Origin of the sequence: Caulobacter vibrioides, from assembly GCF_002858865.1 — a bacterium.
In the GTDB taxonomy this organism is placed as follows: domain Bacteria; phylum Pseudomonadota; class Alphaproteobacteria; order Caulobacterales; family Caulobacteraceae; genus Caulobacter; species Caulobacter vibrioides.
In genome coordinates, this window is the sequence record NZ_PJRR01000019.1 from 434042 (window position 1) to 447967 (window position 13926).

Consider the following 13926-nt stretch of genomic DNA (forward strand, 5'->3'; position numbering starts at 1 on the left):
GACGCATTCAGGGGCGCTTCACCGAGAAACGCGTGAGTTCAAGCTTCGGCGCCGGCCAATCGGGATTGAGTTCAGCGGCTCGTGAATAGTCGCGGAACGCCGCCTTCAGATCGCCGAGGCCTTCATTGGCCAGACCGCGATTGAACCAGGCTTTTTCCGGCTCCTTCACGCCCAAGGCCAATCCCTTGTCGATCTGCTCCACGCCTTCGCGATAGCGCTCCTCGCCGACATAGGCCGCGCCTCGGTTCACAAAAACCTCGCCCAGATTGGGATCGATCGCGCCCGCTGCGTCGAAATCGGAGCGCGCCGCGCCGAAATCCTTCTGCCGCATCTGGAGCACGCCGCGATTCACATAGGTGCGGGCGCGGTCACGAAAGTTCAGGTTCTCCAACTCCAAGGCGCTGGTGCAGGCCAACACCGAGCGCTTGTCCGAGCGCCCTTTCAGAGCGGAGTCGGAGCATTCCTTCGCGGCCCCGCCGCCGATGACCATCGTGGAAGCTTGTGCAGCGCCAGCGGTCGCCAATGCGGCAACGGCCAAGGCAAAGGGAATTATGCGGGTCATGTCTTCCTCCCTGGGATCGGGTCTGTCTCGCGCCGATCTTCTGGATTCATCATAGCACTGCTCGCGCAGGAGGCTAAGCGCCAGGCGCCCCGTAAAGCAAAGCCGAGGCCGGGACCTACGGACTGCAGGTCCGCCACAAACCCGCACTGGGCGAGGAGCGTCCGGTCCAACACGGCGGCGCAGGCCGTGCTAACAGATGGCGAGTCTCTCAGGATCTGCGCCCATGCATCTCGCTCGCTTTCCTCGCGCCCGCTTCGCCCACCTGCCCACGCCCCTGGAACCCATGCCGCGCCTCGGCGCGGAGCTGGGGATCGACCTGTGGGTCAAGCGCGACGACTGCACCGGCCTGGCCGGCGGCGGCAACAAGACCCGCAAGCTGGAGTTCCTCCTCGGCGAGGCCCTGGCCCAGGGCGCCGACACCCTGGTGACCCAGGGCGCGGTTCAGTCCAATCACGTGCGCCAGACCATCGCTGCCGGCGCGCGCTTTGGCCTCAAGACCGAGGTGATCCTCGAAGAGCGCACCGGCTCCAAGGCCAGCGACTATATGGGCAACGGCAACGTGCTGCTCGACAAGCTGATGGGCGCGTCGCTGCGCTATGTGCCGGGCGGCACGGACATGGTCGCCGAGCTCGACATCACTGCGGAGAGCGTTCGTCAGCGCGGGGGTAAGCCCTACGTGATCCCCGGCGGCGGCTCGAATACGGTGGGCGCGCTCGGCTATGTCGATTGCGCGCGCGAGCTCGTCGTCCAGGCCGACCAGATGGACTTGAAGATCGATCGCCTGGTCACGGCGACCGGTAGCGCCGGTACGCACGCCGGCCTGGTCGCCGGCTTCGCCGCGCTGTCCGTCGATATCCCGATCCTGGGCTTCGGCGTCCGCGCGCCCAAGCCCAAGCAGGAAGAGAACGTCTATAACCTTGCCGTCGCCACGGCCGAGACGATCGGCGCTGGTGGCCGAGTCAGGCGCGAAGCGGTCGTCGCCGACTGCGACTATGTCGGCGAGGGCTACGGCCTCGTGGACCAAGGCGTGATCGACGCGCTGGCCCTGGCCGCCCGCACCGAAGGTCTGCTGCTCGATCCCGTCTATTCGGGCAAGGCGATGAAGGGGCTGATCGACCAGGCCCGCAAAGGCGCGTTCAAGGGCGAGCGGGTCGTCTTCCTGCACACCGGCGGCGCCCAGGGCCTGTTCGGCTATCAGACGGTGCTCGAGCCGGCGCTGGGATAGGGGTCTCGTCGATGAGCAAGGTTCTTGGCGTCCTGGGGGGCATGGGCCCCGCCGCCACGCTGGACTTTCTGGCCAAACTGCAAGCCGCGACGCCGGTGACCCGCGAGCAGGACCATTTGCGGGTGTTGGTGGACATCAACCCCAAGGTTCCCGACCGCAACGTCGAAGACTCAGACCCCGGTCCGGTGCTGGCGGCGATGGCGGCGGGCCTTCGGGACTCCGGCGCCCAGGTGCTGGCGATCGCGTGCAATACCGCGCACGCCTATGCCGAGGATGTGCGCGCCTCTGGCCTGCCGCTGATCGATATGCTGGAGACAGCCGGTCTGGCCGCTCGCGCACAAGGAGCCAGTGTCGTCGGCGTGCTGGGCACCAGTCTGGCGCTTGGGCTCTATCGCGACCGCTTTACGGCGTTGGGGCTGGAGGTCGTGACGCTGGACGATCATGAGCAGGTGGAGTTCATGGCCCTGCTCTACCGGATCAAGCGGGGCGACGTTGGACGAGCGTCGCAGGACACCATGGCCGCCCTCGCCCGCCGCCTGATCGACAAGGGCGCGCAGGCCGTCGTGGCGGGATGCACCGAGGTCCCCCTCGTACTCTCGCGCGACGATCTCTCAGCGCCGTTCCTGGACGCGACTCAAGCCCTGGCGGCCCGCTGTGTCGAGGTTTGCCTGGCCGGCTAGCGGATCGAGCCCGTCTGGTTTAGAGCCTCCCAGACCAGATGAAAGGGCTTTGAGATCAGATATTTAGATTTCAATCGGGCGGGTTGGCCGCGTCCACTCGAACCTAGCGCGCTCTAGCCGCGAACGACTGGCGGCGCCTCATCGTTACCGGCCTCGAAAAGACCCAGCAGAGCGGCAGCGCCTCGCGAGGCTTGCGCCATGCGCAGCAAGGCGGCGCGAGCATGCGCGTTGTCAGCGATTTCGGCCTGTCGCTCCAGACGCTCGGCTTCGCCAAGGTGCTCGTTACGTGTCCCCATGGGCCAAAGGTTTACAAGATATGAACACCAGGCCGCCATGCGACCGCTGGACGCAGAGTGATCATTGTTCCGCAACGCAACGGCGATGACCCGGTCGCAGTCGCGTGAAAACGCCCCCGGACCCTTACGATCCAGGGGCGTCGTCCTGTTCCCCAACAGGACGGCGTCGGCCAAGCTGCTCCGAGCGCGCCGTCGCCTCAAAAATGAACGCCGGGAAACTCGCCGAACACGCCCCCCTAGGCAACGCGTCCGCCTGTCGCAGGCGCTCAGCGACGCGCGAAACCGGGCGTGGCGATGGACGCCTAGGCATTCGCGAAAAGGGGGTGGTCAAAATCCTGACACCGGTAGCATAGTATACCCAACGTCACTTCCAAGATGACGGAGCCGTCGCTGGCCAGGGAGGTTCGCTCGCCTATCCATCGATGTAAGCTCCGCGCCGTTCGGAGTTTATGGATGCCCCTCAGCCCGCTCTCCCGCCGTCGTCTCATGGCCACCTCGGCGGCCGCCTTCGCTGTAGCGGGCGCTCTGACGCCGCTGCGCGCCTTCGCCGCGCCCACCCGTGACGCCGCGCTGGAGACGATGAAGAAGGCGACGCGTTTCATGGTCGACAAGGTCGCCTACAAGGGCGGCTATGTGTGGAGCTACCTGCCCGACCTCTCGCGCCGCTGGGGCGAGATGGAAGCCTACCCCACCATGATCTGGGTGCAGCCGCCGGGCACCGCGACGATGGGCCATGTGTTCCTGGACGCCTATCACGCCACCGGCGACGAGGCCTATTATGACGCCGCCTGCAAGGCCGCTGAGGCCCTGATCGCGATCCAGCATCCCGCCGGCGGCTGGAACTATCTCGGCGATCTGGCCGGCGAGGCGTCAATCCGCAAGTGGTACGACACGATCGGCAAGAACGGCTGGCGGCTGGAGGAATTCCAGCACTACTACGGCAACGCCACCTTCGATGACGCGGGCACGGCCGAGAGCTCGCAGTTCCTGCTGCGCCTCTACGTCGAAAAGCAGGACAAGCGCTTTAAACCGGCCTTGGACAAGGCTCTGCAGTTCGTGCTCGACAGCCAGTATCCGAACGGCGGCTGGCCCCAGCGCTTCCCGCTGAAGACCGAATTCCAGAACCATGGCCGCCCCGACTATACGGGCTACATCACTTTCAACGACGATGTGGCCGGGGAGAACATCAAGTTCCTGATCATGATCTGGCAGACCCTGGGCGATCCGCGCGCCCTGCCCGCCATCAAGAAGGCGATGGACTGCTTCGTGATCTGCCAGCAGCCCCAGCCGCAGCCGGCCTGGGGCCTGCAGCACCATGTCGACACGCTGAAGCCCGCCGCAGCCCGGAGCTACGAACCCGAAGCCTTCGCGTCCCACACAACGGGCGCGAACATCGCATCTTGCATGGATTTCTACGAACTGACCGGCGATCCGAAGTATCTGGCGCGCCTGGGCGAGGCGCTGGACTGGCTGGACAGCATCAGACTGCCGCAGGAAATCCAGAAGGGACGCCCCTACCCGACCTTTATCGAAGTTGGCACGGGCAAGCCGCTCTATGTGCACCGCCGCGGCAGCAACGTCGTCAATGGCGAATACTACACCGACGAGAACCCGCACGGGACGGTGATCCACTACTCCTCGTTCCGCGCGGTGAACGTCGACGGCCTGCGCAAGCGGCTGGCCAAGCTCAAGGCCATGTCGCCCGAAGTCGCCAGCAAGGACTCGCCGCTCAAGGGCGGCCGCAAGGCGCTGCCGAAATACTTCACCACCGGCGACATCTCGGTCTCTGACCTGAACGTCGACACCTTGAAAGCCGACGCCGGCCAGACCTCGCCGGACAAGGTCGCCAGCCTGATCGCATCGCTGAACGCCGAGGGCTGGTGGCCCACGGAGCTGCGGGCCACCAGCAACCCTTATATCGGCGACGGGTCGTCCACTCCCGCGCCCGGCGACTTCAGCCAGACCCGCGTGGGGGATGCGACGGACACCTCGCCCTACATCACCGATACGCCGAAAATCGGCATTTCGACCGGAACCTACATCGAGAACATGGCGGCGCTGATCAAGTATGTGACGGCCAGCTAGCGCCGGTCGCGTTGAGATGAAGCCATCCAAGCAGATGAGCAGGCTTCAGGATCATTTATCCCGAGCCCATTTGAACACTTTGGATGGTTTCATCTCGATCTGAAGGACTCCAGACCGCCGCCTGCCTTAAGCGACCAGACGTGAGGGCTCGTGCGTTACCTGGGCGATCAGTCGTTCCAGAGCGTACTGGTAGAGCACGATGTCCCTCTCGTTTTGCAAGATGAGCTGACGGCACGCTCGTGCGCTGAGCCCCGTCTCGGACGCACCGCCCGTCCGCGTGATATTCAGCCTCGGGATCTCAGGAAGCGCGCGGCAAAAGGCCTCCTCCGCCCAAGCCAGGGACTCGTGAGGATGTTCGCAGACATAGAACCAGACCATCTGGTTGATGAGCCGTCTCGCGGCGGAGAGGTCCTGCTCGTTGGCCATAGACCAGCCCGATCCCGTCAATTGGCGGAAATGGTGATCATGGGTGTGGAGCTGCACCGCCGGATCGTCGCAGGTGACGAAATCATCCATGCAAAGCGTCTTGGCGAGGCGAACCGCCCTGAAGCGCGGATCCCTGACCCGAGAATCCGACAATTCGACCATGTGATGGAAGTAGCGATAGACGGATACGATCCGGTCAATCGGCCAGCGAAAATTCGTGGCCGCCGCCATGCCTGAACCCACGGCCTGATAGATGTCGAAGCCATAGTGGCCGGCGTAGAAATCGTAACCACGAAAACCGGCGTAGCGCCCCGCCCTCTGGGCGTGTTCGGTCGCGTCGTTCTCGATCCTGGGACAACACCGCTCGTCAGGGAACAAGCTCCGAAGAGCGTCCTCGACCGAGGTTCCGCCAGCCTTGGGATTGTGAAAGAAAAACAGGGAATCGGCCATGCCCGCCTCCGCTCGTGGGCGATCGACGCCGCCCTTCCGTGCATTCAACGAACGTGGCGAAACATTCCGTCGCTAACTCGATCCCAAAAACTGCGAAAATACAGATTATCTCTGCTGTATCCCAAGCTGCGACATTAGGTCGCGCGACGAATCATCGCCTTATTACTCGCAGAGGCGCTTTAGATTCATCAGCACCTTGGGCGTGTCTTTCCGGAGAGCCTCACGGATCAGCGCCTTTGGGACAGGCCAGTCGACGGCCAGGCGATTGTCGTAGAGCACCCGGGTCCGTCGGCCGCCATCCAGGGCCTGCAGCTTCCATTCGCCCTGCTCGACCTTCAGATCGCCGCCGACCAGTTTGAACTTGATGCGGCTGTAGGGTTCGTAGTCGGACCGGAAGACGATCCGCAGACCGGGAAACACGAGATTGCGTCGGGTCACATGCTCACGGATGTCCCACCCGCGGGCCATGTCGCCTTCGACGATGCGGCAGACCGCGAGCGTGGTGATCATCACCTTGGCGGCCGCGCAGTCGGTCATGATGCGCCAGACCTTCTCAGGCGGCGCATTGATATCCACCACCCCCTTCACATGCCCCGAGATGCCGTCGGGGTCGGGAAACACTTCAGCATAGGCCTCCCCCTTGGCGAGCGCCGCCTTGGCCTTGGCGGAGAGCTCAAAGGACCAGGCCTGACCCGCGACCAAGAGTGAAAACGCCACGATGGCCAGAGCGACGGGATTTCGAACGCGCATACACAGCACTCCTCGTGACGGGGTCGTTACGGCTCCAGAGGCGAACCGGACGCATCATGCGATCATTGTTCGGCGTTTGGGCGGCGCGGGCTCAGGCCTCATTCTTGGCCAGGAAGGCGCCGGTCGCTTCGATGGCCTCGACCAAGCTCACCCGCTCCAACGTGACGCCCTCGGGAAGGCTCGAGAACAGCCGCGTGGGCGCGGCCGCATCCAGCATCACGAAAACACCCCGGTCGTCGGCGCGCCGGATCAGCCGCCCGAAGGCCTGACTGATCCGCGCCCGGGCCACAGCGTCATCGTAGCCCTTGCCCCCGAAGCGCAGCCGGCGTGCCTTGTGCAGGACGTCCGGACGCGGCCAAGGCACGCGATCAAACACCAGAAGCCGCAGCGAGCGGCCCGGCACGTCCACGCCGTCGCGGATCGCGTCGGTGCCCAGCAGGCAGGCGTCCTCCTCGGCCCGGAAGATGTCCACCAAAGCCCCGACCTCCAGTGGGTCGACGTGCTGGGCGTAGAGCGCCAGCCCCTGATCGGCCAACGGCGCGGCGATGCGCTCATGCACGGCCTTGAGCCGACGAATGGCGGTGAAGAGACCAAGCCCCCCGCCCCCGGCCGCCAGGAACAGCTCGCGCATGGCCGCCGAGACCTGGCGCGGATCTTCCTTGTTCACATCGGTGACGACGAAGGCCTTGGCGTTGTTCTCGTAGTCGAACGGCGAAACGAGGCGCAGCACCTTGGGCGCGGTGGGCAGGCGCGCCGCGCCCGTGCGCATCTCGGCCAAGGCGAACGGGTCCTCCAGCGCGGGATCGACCAGAGTGGCGCTGGTCACCAGCACCCCATGCGCCGGCGACAGCACCGCCGCGCGCAGCGGTTCGGTCGGGTCCACCCAATGCCGGCGACAGGCCGCGTCCACCACACGGCCATAGAGGAAGGTCGCCTCGAACCAGTCGACGAAGTCCGGATCGCTGTCGCTCGGCTCGACGTCGTCGTCCTCGATGGCTTTGAGGATCGAGCGCCAGGCCGGGAGGGTCATGCGCGCGCGGCGGTCCAGGCCGCGCAACGCGCCCTCGATCCGCGCCCGCTCTGAGGCGCCCAGGTGCTCGGCGTCCTCGTCGAGAACGTCTTCCAGCGCCCGGGCCAGGGCCAGCAGCGGGGCTTCGATGGCGGCCAGCGCCTTGGCGGCCTCTGGCGCGCGCTCGCGGACCAGATCGGTCGCCGGCCGCGCGTCGCATTGCAGGCCAAGATCGGCGCCACCCCGGTCACCGCTGCGAGCCCGCAGCTGCTCGATCACCGCCACCAGGAAGTTCTCGATCGGACCGATCGGATTGATCTGCCCATCGGGCGGCGCGACCCGGCCTGACCAGCCCTCACCGGGCAGCGCGGCGGCGGCCTGAATAGCTTGGCTCATCGCGCCGCGCGCGCCTTCGCGGTCACCCAGAATGTCCAGCAGCCGTGCTTCAAGGCCGCGCCCACGGCGACCACGCCCTTCGGGTCCCCGGATCCAGCGCCGCAGCTCCGCCGCCTCCGCGCCCGACAGGGCGGCCGAGAAGGCGCTGTCGGCGGCCTCGAACAGGTGGTGGCCCTCGTCGAAGACAATGCGCTTAAGGCTGGTGGTCTCGTTGTCGCCCTTCAGCCCCCGCGCCGTGCGCGCGCCGTCGAAGGCCGCCTGGGTCAGGACCAGCGCGTGGTTGGCGATGACGAGGTCGGCGCGCTTGGACGCCCGCACCGCCTTCTCGATGAAGCAGATGCGATAGTGCTGACAACCCGCGTGGATACACTCGCCCCGCCGGTCGACGAGATTGGCGGGACTGGCCTGAACCGAGGGCGGCACGGCCGCCAGGGTCGGCAGCCAGGCGGGAAAGTCGCCGCCGGTCATGTCGCCATCGCGCGTGGCGCGGGCCCAGCGCACGGTCAGGGCCAGACCGATCAGGTCCCCGTTACCCAGCTGCGCGCCATTGATCTGCTCCTGAAAGTTCAACAGGCACAGATAGTTCTCGCGGCCTTTTCGCACGACCGCCTTGCGGGCCCGCTCCTTGGGATCGGGATAGATCGACCGGCTCTCGCGCTCGATCTGCCGCTGCAGGGCGCGGGTATAGGTGCTGACCCAGACCGACGGGCCGTTGGCTTCGGCCCACAGCGACGCCGGCGCCAGATAGCCGAGCGTCTTGCCGACGCCCGTGCCCGCCTCGGCCAGCATCATGCGCGGCTCGCCCTCCCGCTCACGCGGCTGGAAGGCGAAGGTGGCTTCCTTGGCGAAGGTCGCCTGGGCTTCGCGCACCTCTTCAAGGCCCGATCGCTGAAGCAGTTCGGTCAGACGCTCGCCGGCGCGCTCAGGGTCGATCGGGCGCGACCCCGCTTCGCCGGGCGGCGCCTGGTCTTCCCACTCCACAAGCCGCGCCCAGACATCGAGGCCCGAACCTCGGAACTGGTTGCCGACGGGAACCGAGCGCAGCGCGCCGATCACCGCCGGTCCCCACGACCAGCCGGCCTTGGCCAGGGTCTCGGCGATCGCCAGAGCCTCTTCGCGGGACGGGACCGGCGTCAGCGCCAGCTCTCGAAGCAGGGCGTCGGCGGCCTCGCGCAGGGTCTGGGCCTGCTCGGCCGCGCCGTGCGGTTCGCGCAGGCTCAGCGCCGTCGCCAGGCCCACCGCCGAGGGGGCGCAGAACGCCGCCGGACGCACAAAGGCGTGCAACTCCAGCACGTCGAACAGGCGCGGCGAGCGCGGTGGCGGCGACAGGTTCAGGCGACGGGCGGTCATGGCCGCATGGGCCACCAGCACCGGCCCATGCTCGAAGAGATCGCGGGCGTCCGGCGCGCGGAGCATGCGGGCCGCGCCGCCATCGGCCAGGCCGGCGCGCGGTCCGGGCAGGACGACCAGGGCCGGAGCCAGGTCCAGAGTCGGCGGCGAAGCAGTCACCCGCGTTGGTTATCAGAAGCCGGCTCGAAACAGAATGGGAACGGGCGCAGCACGGCCTAACCCACCGGGTCCTCGTCATCCTCGGCCAAGCCGAGCAGCCGGTCGATCGCTCTTTGCGCCTTCTCGCGGACGGCGGGCTCGTCGCTGTCGGCCGCTCGTCGATACATTTGAAGCGCCAGCTCCCGATCAGACTTCACGCCGCGACCCGTCTCGCACATCACGCCCAGGGCAAACCAGGCGTCGTAGTCGCCCCGATCCGCCGCCAACTGGAACCAGCGCATCGCCACCACATAGTTTCTGTCCGTCAGCTGCCCATTGTAGTGGGCCGCGCCCAATCGATACATCGCGTCCGGCAGCTCGTTCCGCGCCGCGGCGCGGTAGAAGTAGAGCGCCTTGTCGGAGTCCGAGGACACACCCATCCCCTCGGCGTGAAGTCGACCTAGTTCGTTCATGGCCTCGGCCGAGCCCATCTCGATGGCGCGGCGCAGCCAAAGAACGCCCCGTCTGGCGTCCGAGCGCCCGCCATACCCTTCCATCAGGGCGACGCCTGCGCCGAACGCGCCAGCGGCCGATCCGGCCTCACCCGACCGCAGATACCAGGCGCGGGCCAGACGCGGGTTCTCGGGCAATCCGTATCCGCCCCGGTGCATCACAGCCATGTTGAACATGGCGTTCGGATCGCCCAGACGCGCCGCCCGCGCGTAGAGCTTCACGGCGCCAGGGGCGTCAACCGCCAGCCCTTCCGCGCCGAAGAGGTAGAGATTCCCGAGCTCGACCATCGCGTCGGTATCGCCGAGCGCCACAGCCTTTCGAAGCCAGACCAGCCCCTTAGCGACATCCGGCTCGCGCCCCTCGCCCCGAATGTGACAGATCGCCAGATCGACATAGAAGGACGCGTCGCCGCCCTCCGCCGCCCGCTCGACGGCAGCGCAGTCGGTCTGGGAGCGCCAGTCCTGGGCGCGCGCCGAGTCATCGGGCCAAAGGCCCGCGACGATCAGCGCGATCAACCAACCCAAACGCATCAATGCCTCATACCGCTGAAGCGTCACGACAGCGCCCCCAGCGTCAAGCCAGACAACCGCAAGCTATGGCCGATGCAACCGAACTCGCGCGGGGCGCGCGCAAAAGCAGGGTGAAACAGAAAGGGAACATGCTATATCGCCAGCAATGCTCGCGGCGAACGCCCTTCCTCCTCAGTTCCAGGCCTGGTTCGCCAAACGCGGGTGGACCCCGCGCGACCATCAACTGGCGATGCTGGAAAAGGCGCGGGCCGGTCGCGGGGCCTTGCTGATCGCCCCGACCGGCGGCGGCAAGACCCTGGCGGGCTTCCTGCCCAGCCTGATCGAACTGGCCGAGCGTCCCCCGCGCAACACTCCGGCCGGCGTCCACACCCTCTATATCTCGCCGCTGAAGGCGCTGGCAGTGGACGTCGAGCGCAACCTGCTCACCCCCATTCGCGAGATGGGCCTGCCGATCGTCGCCGAAAGCCGCACCGGTGACACCGGCGAGAGCCGCAAGGCCCGCCAGAAGGTCCGCCCGCCCGACATTCTGCTGACCACGCCCGAGCAACTGGCGCTTTTCTGCGCCTGGGAGGGCGCGCGCGAGTACTTTTCCGACCTGCGCTGCGTCATCATCGATGAGGCCCATGCGATCTGGCCCAGCAAGCGCGGCGACCTCCTGGCGCTGGGTCTGTCACGCCTGCAGCAGTTCGCGCCCAACATGCGTCGGGTCGGGCTGTCGGCGACGGTCGATGACCCGGATCTGGTGCGAAAGTGGCTGGGCGTGAACCGGGTGGAAAATCCTCCCCCGCGCGCGGGGGAGGTGTCGGCGGAGCCGACGGAGGGGGCCAGCACGGCCGACCTCCAGCTCGCCCCCTCCGGCCCTCCGGGCCACCTCCCCCGCGCGCGGGGGAGGATATGCGAACCCGACATCGACCTCGTCCTGGGCGCCGGCGGCGCGCAGCCGGTCGTCGAGGTCCTCGTGTCCGGCGGCCGCGTGCCGTGGGCCGGTCACACGGCCGAACACGCGATGGCCGAGGTCTACGACATCATCAAAGCGGCCAAGACGGCGCTGGTGTTCGTCAACACCCGCTTCCAGGCCGAGTTCGCCTTCCAGCGACTGTGGGAGCTGAACGACGAGGGCCTGCCGATCGCTCTGCACCATGGCAGCCTGTCGGCCGAGCAGCGGCGCAAGGTCGAGGCGGCGATGGCGCGTGGCGACCTGCGCGCGGTGGTCTGCACCTCGACGCTCGACATGGGCATCGACTGGGGCGACGTTGATCTCGTCATCCAACTGGCCGCGCCCAAGGGCGCCTCGCGGATGGTCCAGCGCATCGGCCGCGCCAATCACCGCCTGGACGAACCGAGCCGCGCCCTGTTCGTGCCCGCAAGCCGCTTCGAGATGCTGGAGTGCCGCGCCGCCGCCGACGCCATCCTGGAAAACCACCTCGACGGCGAGCCGCCGCGTATCGGCGCGCTGGACGTCCTGGCCCAGCACATCATGGGCTGCGCCTGCTCCGAGCCGTTCAAGCTGACCGATCTCTATGACGAGGTCCGCTCGGCGGGGCCTTACGCCGGCCTGACCTGGGAGGATTTCGAGGCCGTGGTCGACTTCGTCTCGACCGGCGGCTACGCGCTTCGCGCCTACGACAAGTTCCGGCGGATCGTGCCGACCGCCGAAGGGCTCTGGACGGCGCGCAACGCCCAGGCCCGCCAACAGCAACGGATGAACGTGGGCGCGATCATCTCCCCCGCCATGATCAACATCCGCATCGGCGGCGGCCGCAAACCCGTCGGTGGCCGCAAGATCGGCGAGGCCGAGGAAGGCTATTTCGAACAGCTGACGCCCGGAGACACCTTCGTCTTCGCCGGCCAGGTCTGGCGCTACAACAGCCTGGTCGGGGCCGACGCCTATGTCTCGCCCGCGCCCAACGATGATCCTAAGATGCCCAGCTGGGGCGGCTCGAAGTTCCCGCTATCGACCTATCTGGCCGGTCGCGTGCGCCAGATGATGCATGACGAGCGCGAGTGGAGCGCCCTGCCCGGCGACGTGCAGGAGTGGCTGTCCTGGCAGAAGATCCGTTCGGCCCTGCCAGCGGAGGGCGAGATGCTGCTGGAGACCTTCCCGCGCGGGAAGCGGTTCCACATGGTCTGCTATCCGTTCGACGGGCGCCTTGCCCACACCACCCTGGCCATGCTGCTGACCCGCCGCCTGGACCGTCTGGGCGTCGGCCCGCTGGGCTTTGTCTGCAACGACTACGCGCTGAACCTGTGGTCGCTGCGCCCTATGGACAACCTCGATATCGACGAGCTGTTCGCCCAGGACATGCTGGGCGACGACCTTGAGGCTTGGCTGGACGAGAGCTTCATGATGAAGCGCTCGTTCAAGCACTGCGCCCTGATCGCGGGTCTGATCGAGCGCCGCCACCCTGGCGCCGAGAAGTCCGGCCGGCAGGTGACCTTCTCGACGGACCTGATCTACGACGTGCTGCGCAAACACCAACCCGACCACCTGATGCTCCGCTGCGCGCGGCTCGACGCGGCCACCGGCCTGCTGGACATCGCGCGCCTGGGCGACATGCTGACCCGCGTCAGGGGGCGCATCCGGCACGTGGCGCTGGATCGGGTCTCGCCCTTCGCCGTCCCGATGATGCTGGAAATCGGCCGCGAGCGCGCGCCCGGCGACGCCGCCGGTGAGATGATCCTGGCCGAGGCTGAAGCCGACCTGATCGCCGAGGCGCGGCCGTGACGCGTTTCCAATCCTCACCCTGCGGCGGCCTTCGCGTTGCGCTCGCCAATGTCGAGGTGATGCTGAGGTGGTCCGGCGCACTGTGGCTGGAGCGCGAGCGCACGCTGATCGTGGCCGACCTGCACTTCGAGAAGGGCAGCAGCTACGCCGCGCGCTTTGGTCAGATGCTGCCGCCCTATGACACGCGTGAAACCCTGGATCGGCTCGATCGCGAGATCACCCAGTTGGCCCCTCAGCGACTGATCTTTCTGGGCGACAGCTTTCACGACGCCGCCGGCGAGGCCCGGCTGGCCAACGACGACTACCGTCGGTTGGAAGGTCTGGCTTCGGGACGAGAACTGGTCTGGGCGGTGGGCAACCATGACGCCGATGGCCCAAGAGCCTTGCCGGGTGACGTGATCGACGAGGCCAGCCTCGCGGGTCTCACGCTTCGGCATGAGCCCTTGCCCGGCGCGCAACCCGGCGAGGTGGCGGGGCACCTTCACCCCGCAGCCAAGGTGTCCAGCGGACGCGCCACGGTCCGCCGCCGCTGCTTCGTCACCGACGGGGCGCGTCTGGTTCTGCCCGCCTTTGGCGCCTATGCGGGCGGCCTGAATATTCTCGACGAAGCCTTTTCCGGTCTGTTCGACGGCCCGGTCCTGGCGGGAGCGCTGGGCCCCCAGCGGGTCCACGCGGTGGGCCTCAAATCCCTGCGACCGGACTAGACCGCGTTAGGTTTAAGTATGAGCGGTTAAACCGCTCGAACGCGCTCTAAGTCTATGAATTAGAGCCTGTTTATCCGGTTTAGAGGA

The 13926-nt window shown here is 67.0% G+C and carries 12 protein-coding genes; 5 read left to right on the forward strand and 7 right to left on the reverse strand.

The features are described 5' to 3' along the window. Nucleotides 1-7 precede the first annotated feature (7 nt). On the reverse strand, nt 8-562 hold the full coding sequence (locus tag CVUC_RS16335; RefSeq protein ID WP_010919897.1) for a tetratricopeptide repeat protein: 555 nt from the start codon (nt 560-562) through the stop codon (nt 8-10). A 223-nt stretch (nt 563-785) separates the two neighbouring features. On the opposite strand from CVUC_RS16335, the gene CVUC_RS16340 reads away from it, so the two are divergent. Both CVUC_RS16340 and CVUC_RS16345 read left to right on the forward strand, forming a co-directional pair. Then, a complete protein-coding gene (locus CVUC_RS16340) occupies nt 786-1787 on the forward strand; it encodes a D-cysteine desulfhydrase (protein ID WP_096033458.1) in 1002 nt (333 codons plus the stop codon). Nucleotides 1788-1798: 11 nt separating this feature from the next. Next, on the forward strand, nt 1799-2467 hold the full coding sequence (locus CVUC_RS16345) for an aspartate/glutamate racemase family protein (protein ID WP_101685850.1): 669 nt from the start codon (nt 1799-1801) through the stop codon (nt 2465-2467). Nucleotides 2468-2580: 113 nt separating this feature from the next. On the opposite strand, the gene CVUC_RS16350 is transcribed toward CVUC_RS16345, so the two are convergent. Further along, nucleotides 2581-2763, reverse strand: a complete 183-nt coding sequence (locus tag CVUC_RS16350) for a hypothetical protein (protein ID WP_012640390.1) — start codon at nt 2761-2763, stop codon at nt 2581-2583. 453 nt (nt 2764-3216) lie between these two features. On the opposite strand from CVUC_RS16350, the gene CVUC_RS16355 reads away from it, so the two are divergent. Then, on the forward strand, nt 3217-4848 hold the full coding sequence (locus tag CVUC_RS16355) for a pectate lyase (RefSeq protein ID WP_096033460.1): 1632 nt from the start codon (nt 3217-3219) through the stop codon (nt 4846-4848). Between the two features lie 126 nt (nt 4849-4974). On the opposite strand, the gene CVUC_RS16360 is transcribed toward CVUC_RS16355, so the two are convergent. The 5 genes from CVUC_RS16360 to CVUC_RS16375 all read right to left on the reverse strand — a co-directional run bounded on the left by CVUC_RS16360 (nt 4975) and on the right by CVUC_RS16375 (nt 10413). Continuing rightward, the gene (locus tag CVUC_RS16360; RefSeq protein ID WP_096033461.1) at nt 4975-5772 is read right to left on the reverse strand and encodes a hypothetical protein; all 798 of its coding nucleotides are present in this window, start codon (nt 5770-5772) and stop codon (nt 4975-4977) included. Between the two features lie 114 nt (nt 5773-5886). Next, on the reverse strand, nt 5887-6483 hold the full coding sequence (locus CVUC_RS16365) for an SRPBCC family protein (RefSeq protein WP_010919903.1): 597 nt from the start codon (nt 6481-6483) through the stop codon (nt 5887-5889). An 82-nt stretch (nt 6484-6565) separates the two neighbouring features. After that, the gene (locus tag CVUC_RS20710) at nt 6566-8671 is read right to left on the reverse strand and encodes an ATP-dependent DNA helicase (protein WP_336385819.1); all 2106 of its coding nucleotides are present in this window, start codon (nt 8669-8671) and stop codon (nt 6566-6568) included. Nucleotides 8672-8801: 130 nt separating this feature from the next. After that, nucleotides 8802-9467, reverse strand: a complete 666-nt coding sequence (locus tag CVUC_RS20545; RefSeq protein WP_233279817.1) for a hypothetical protein — start codon at nt 9465-9467, stop codon at nt 8802-8804. After that, nucleotides 9445-10413, reverse strand: coding sequence for a tetratricopeptide repeat protein (locus CVUC_RS16375; RefSeq protein ID WP_164468136.1), 969 nt, complete (start codon nt 10411-10413; stop codon nt 9445-9447). The genes CVUC_RS20545 and CVUC_RS16375 overlap by 23 nt, the downstream gene beginning before the upstream one ends. Before the next feature lie 142 nt (nt 10414-10555). Here CVUC_RS16375 and CVUC_RS16380 point away from each other — a divergent pair, with 142 nt between their 5' ends. Both CVUC_RS16380 and pdeM read left to right on the forward strand, forming a co-directional pair. Then, nucleotides 10556-13135: a ligase-associated DNA damage response DEXH box helicase gene (locus CVUC_RS16380; protein WP_096033464.1), complete on the forward strand. Its 2580-nt coding sequence runs from the start codon at nt 10556-10558 to the stop codon at nt 13133-13135. After that, the gene (gene pdeM, locus CVUC_RS16385) at nt 13132-13839 is read left to right on the forward strand and encodes a ligase-associated DNA damage response endonuclease PdeM (protein WP_096033465.1); all 708 of its coding nucleotides are present in this window, start codon (nt 13132-13134) and stop codon (nt 13837-13839) included. Before CVUC_RS16380 ends, pdeM begins: the two co-directional genes overlap by 4 nt. Nucleotides 13840-13926 lie beyond the last annotated feature (87 nt).

Bases quoted from the DNA above. Each gene is read 5' to 3' on its own strand.
- CVUC_RS20710 (WP_336385819.1), bottom strand. From the start codon at position 8,671: ATGATGCTGGCCGAGGCGGGCACGGGCGTCGGCAAGACGCTCGGCTAT.
- CVUC_RS20545 (WP_233279817.1), bottom strand. From the start codon at position 9,467: ATGACGAGGACCCGGTGGGTTAGGCCGTGCTGCGCCCGTTCCCATTCT.
- CVUC_RS16345 (WP_101685850.1), top strand. From the start codon at position 1,799: ATGAGCAAGGTTCTTGGCGTCCTGGGGGGCATGGGCCCCGCCGCCACG.
- CVUC_RS16380 (WP_096033464.1), top strand. From the start codon at position 10,556: ATGCTCGCGGCGAACGCCCTTCCTCCTCAGTTCCAGGCCTGGTTCGCC.
- CVUC_RS16340 (WP_096033458.1), top strand. From the start codon at position 786: ATGCATCTCGCTCGCTTTCCTCGCGCCCGCTTCGCCCACCTGCCCACG.
- CVUC_RS16355 (WP_096033460.1), top strand. From the start codon at position 3,217: ATGCCCCTCAGCCCGCTCTCCCGCCGTCGTCTCATGGCCACCTCGGCG.
- CVUC_RS16335 (WP_010919897.1), bottom strand. From the start codon at position 562: ATGACCCGCATAATTCCCTTTGCCTTGGCCGTTGCCGCATTGGCGACC.
- CVUC_RS16350 (WP_012640390.1), bottom strand. From the start codon at position 2,763: ATGGGGACACGTAACGAGCACCTTGGCGAAGCCGAGCGTCTGGAGCGA.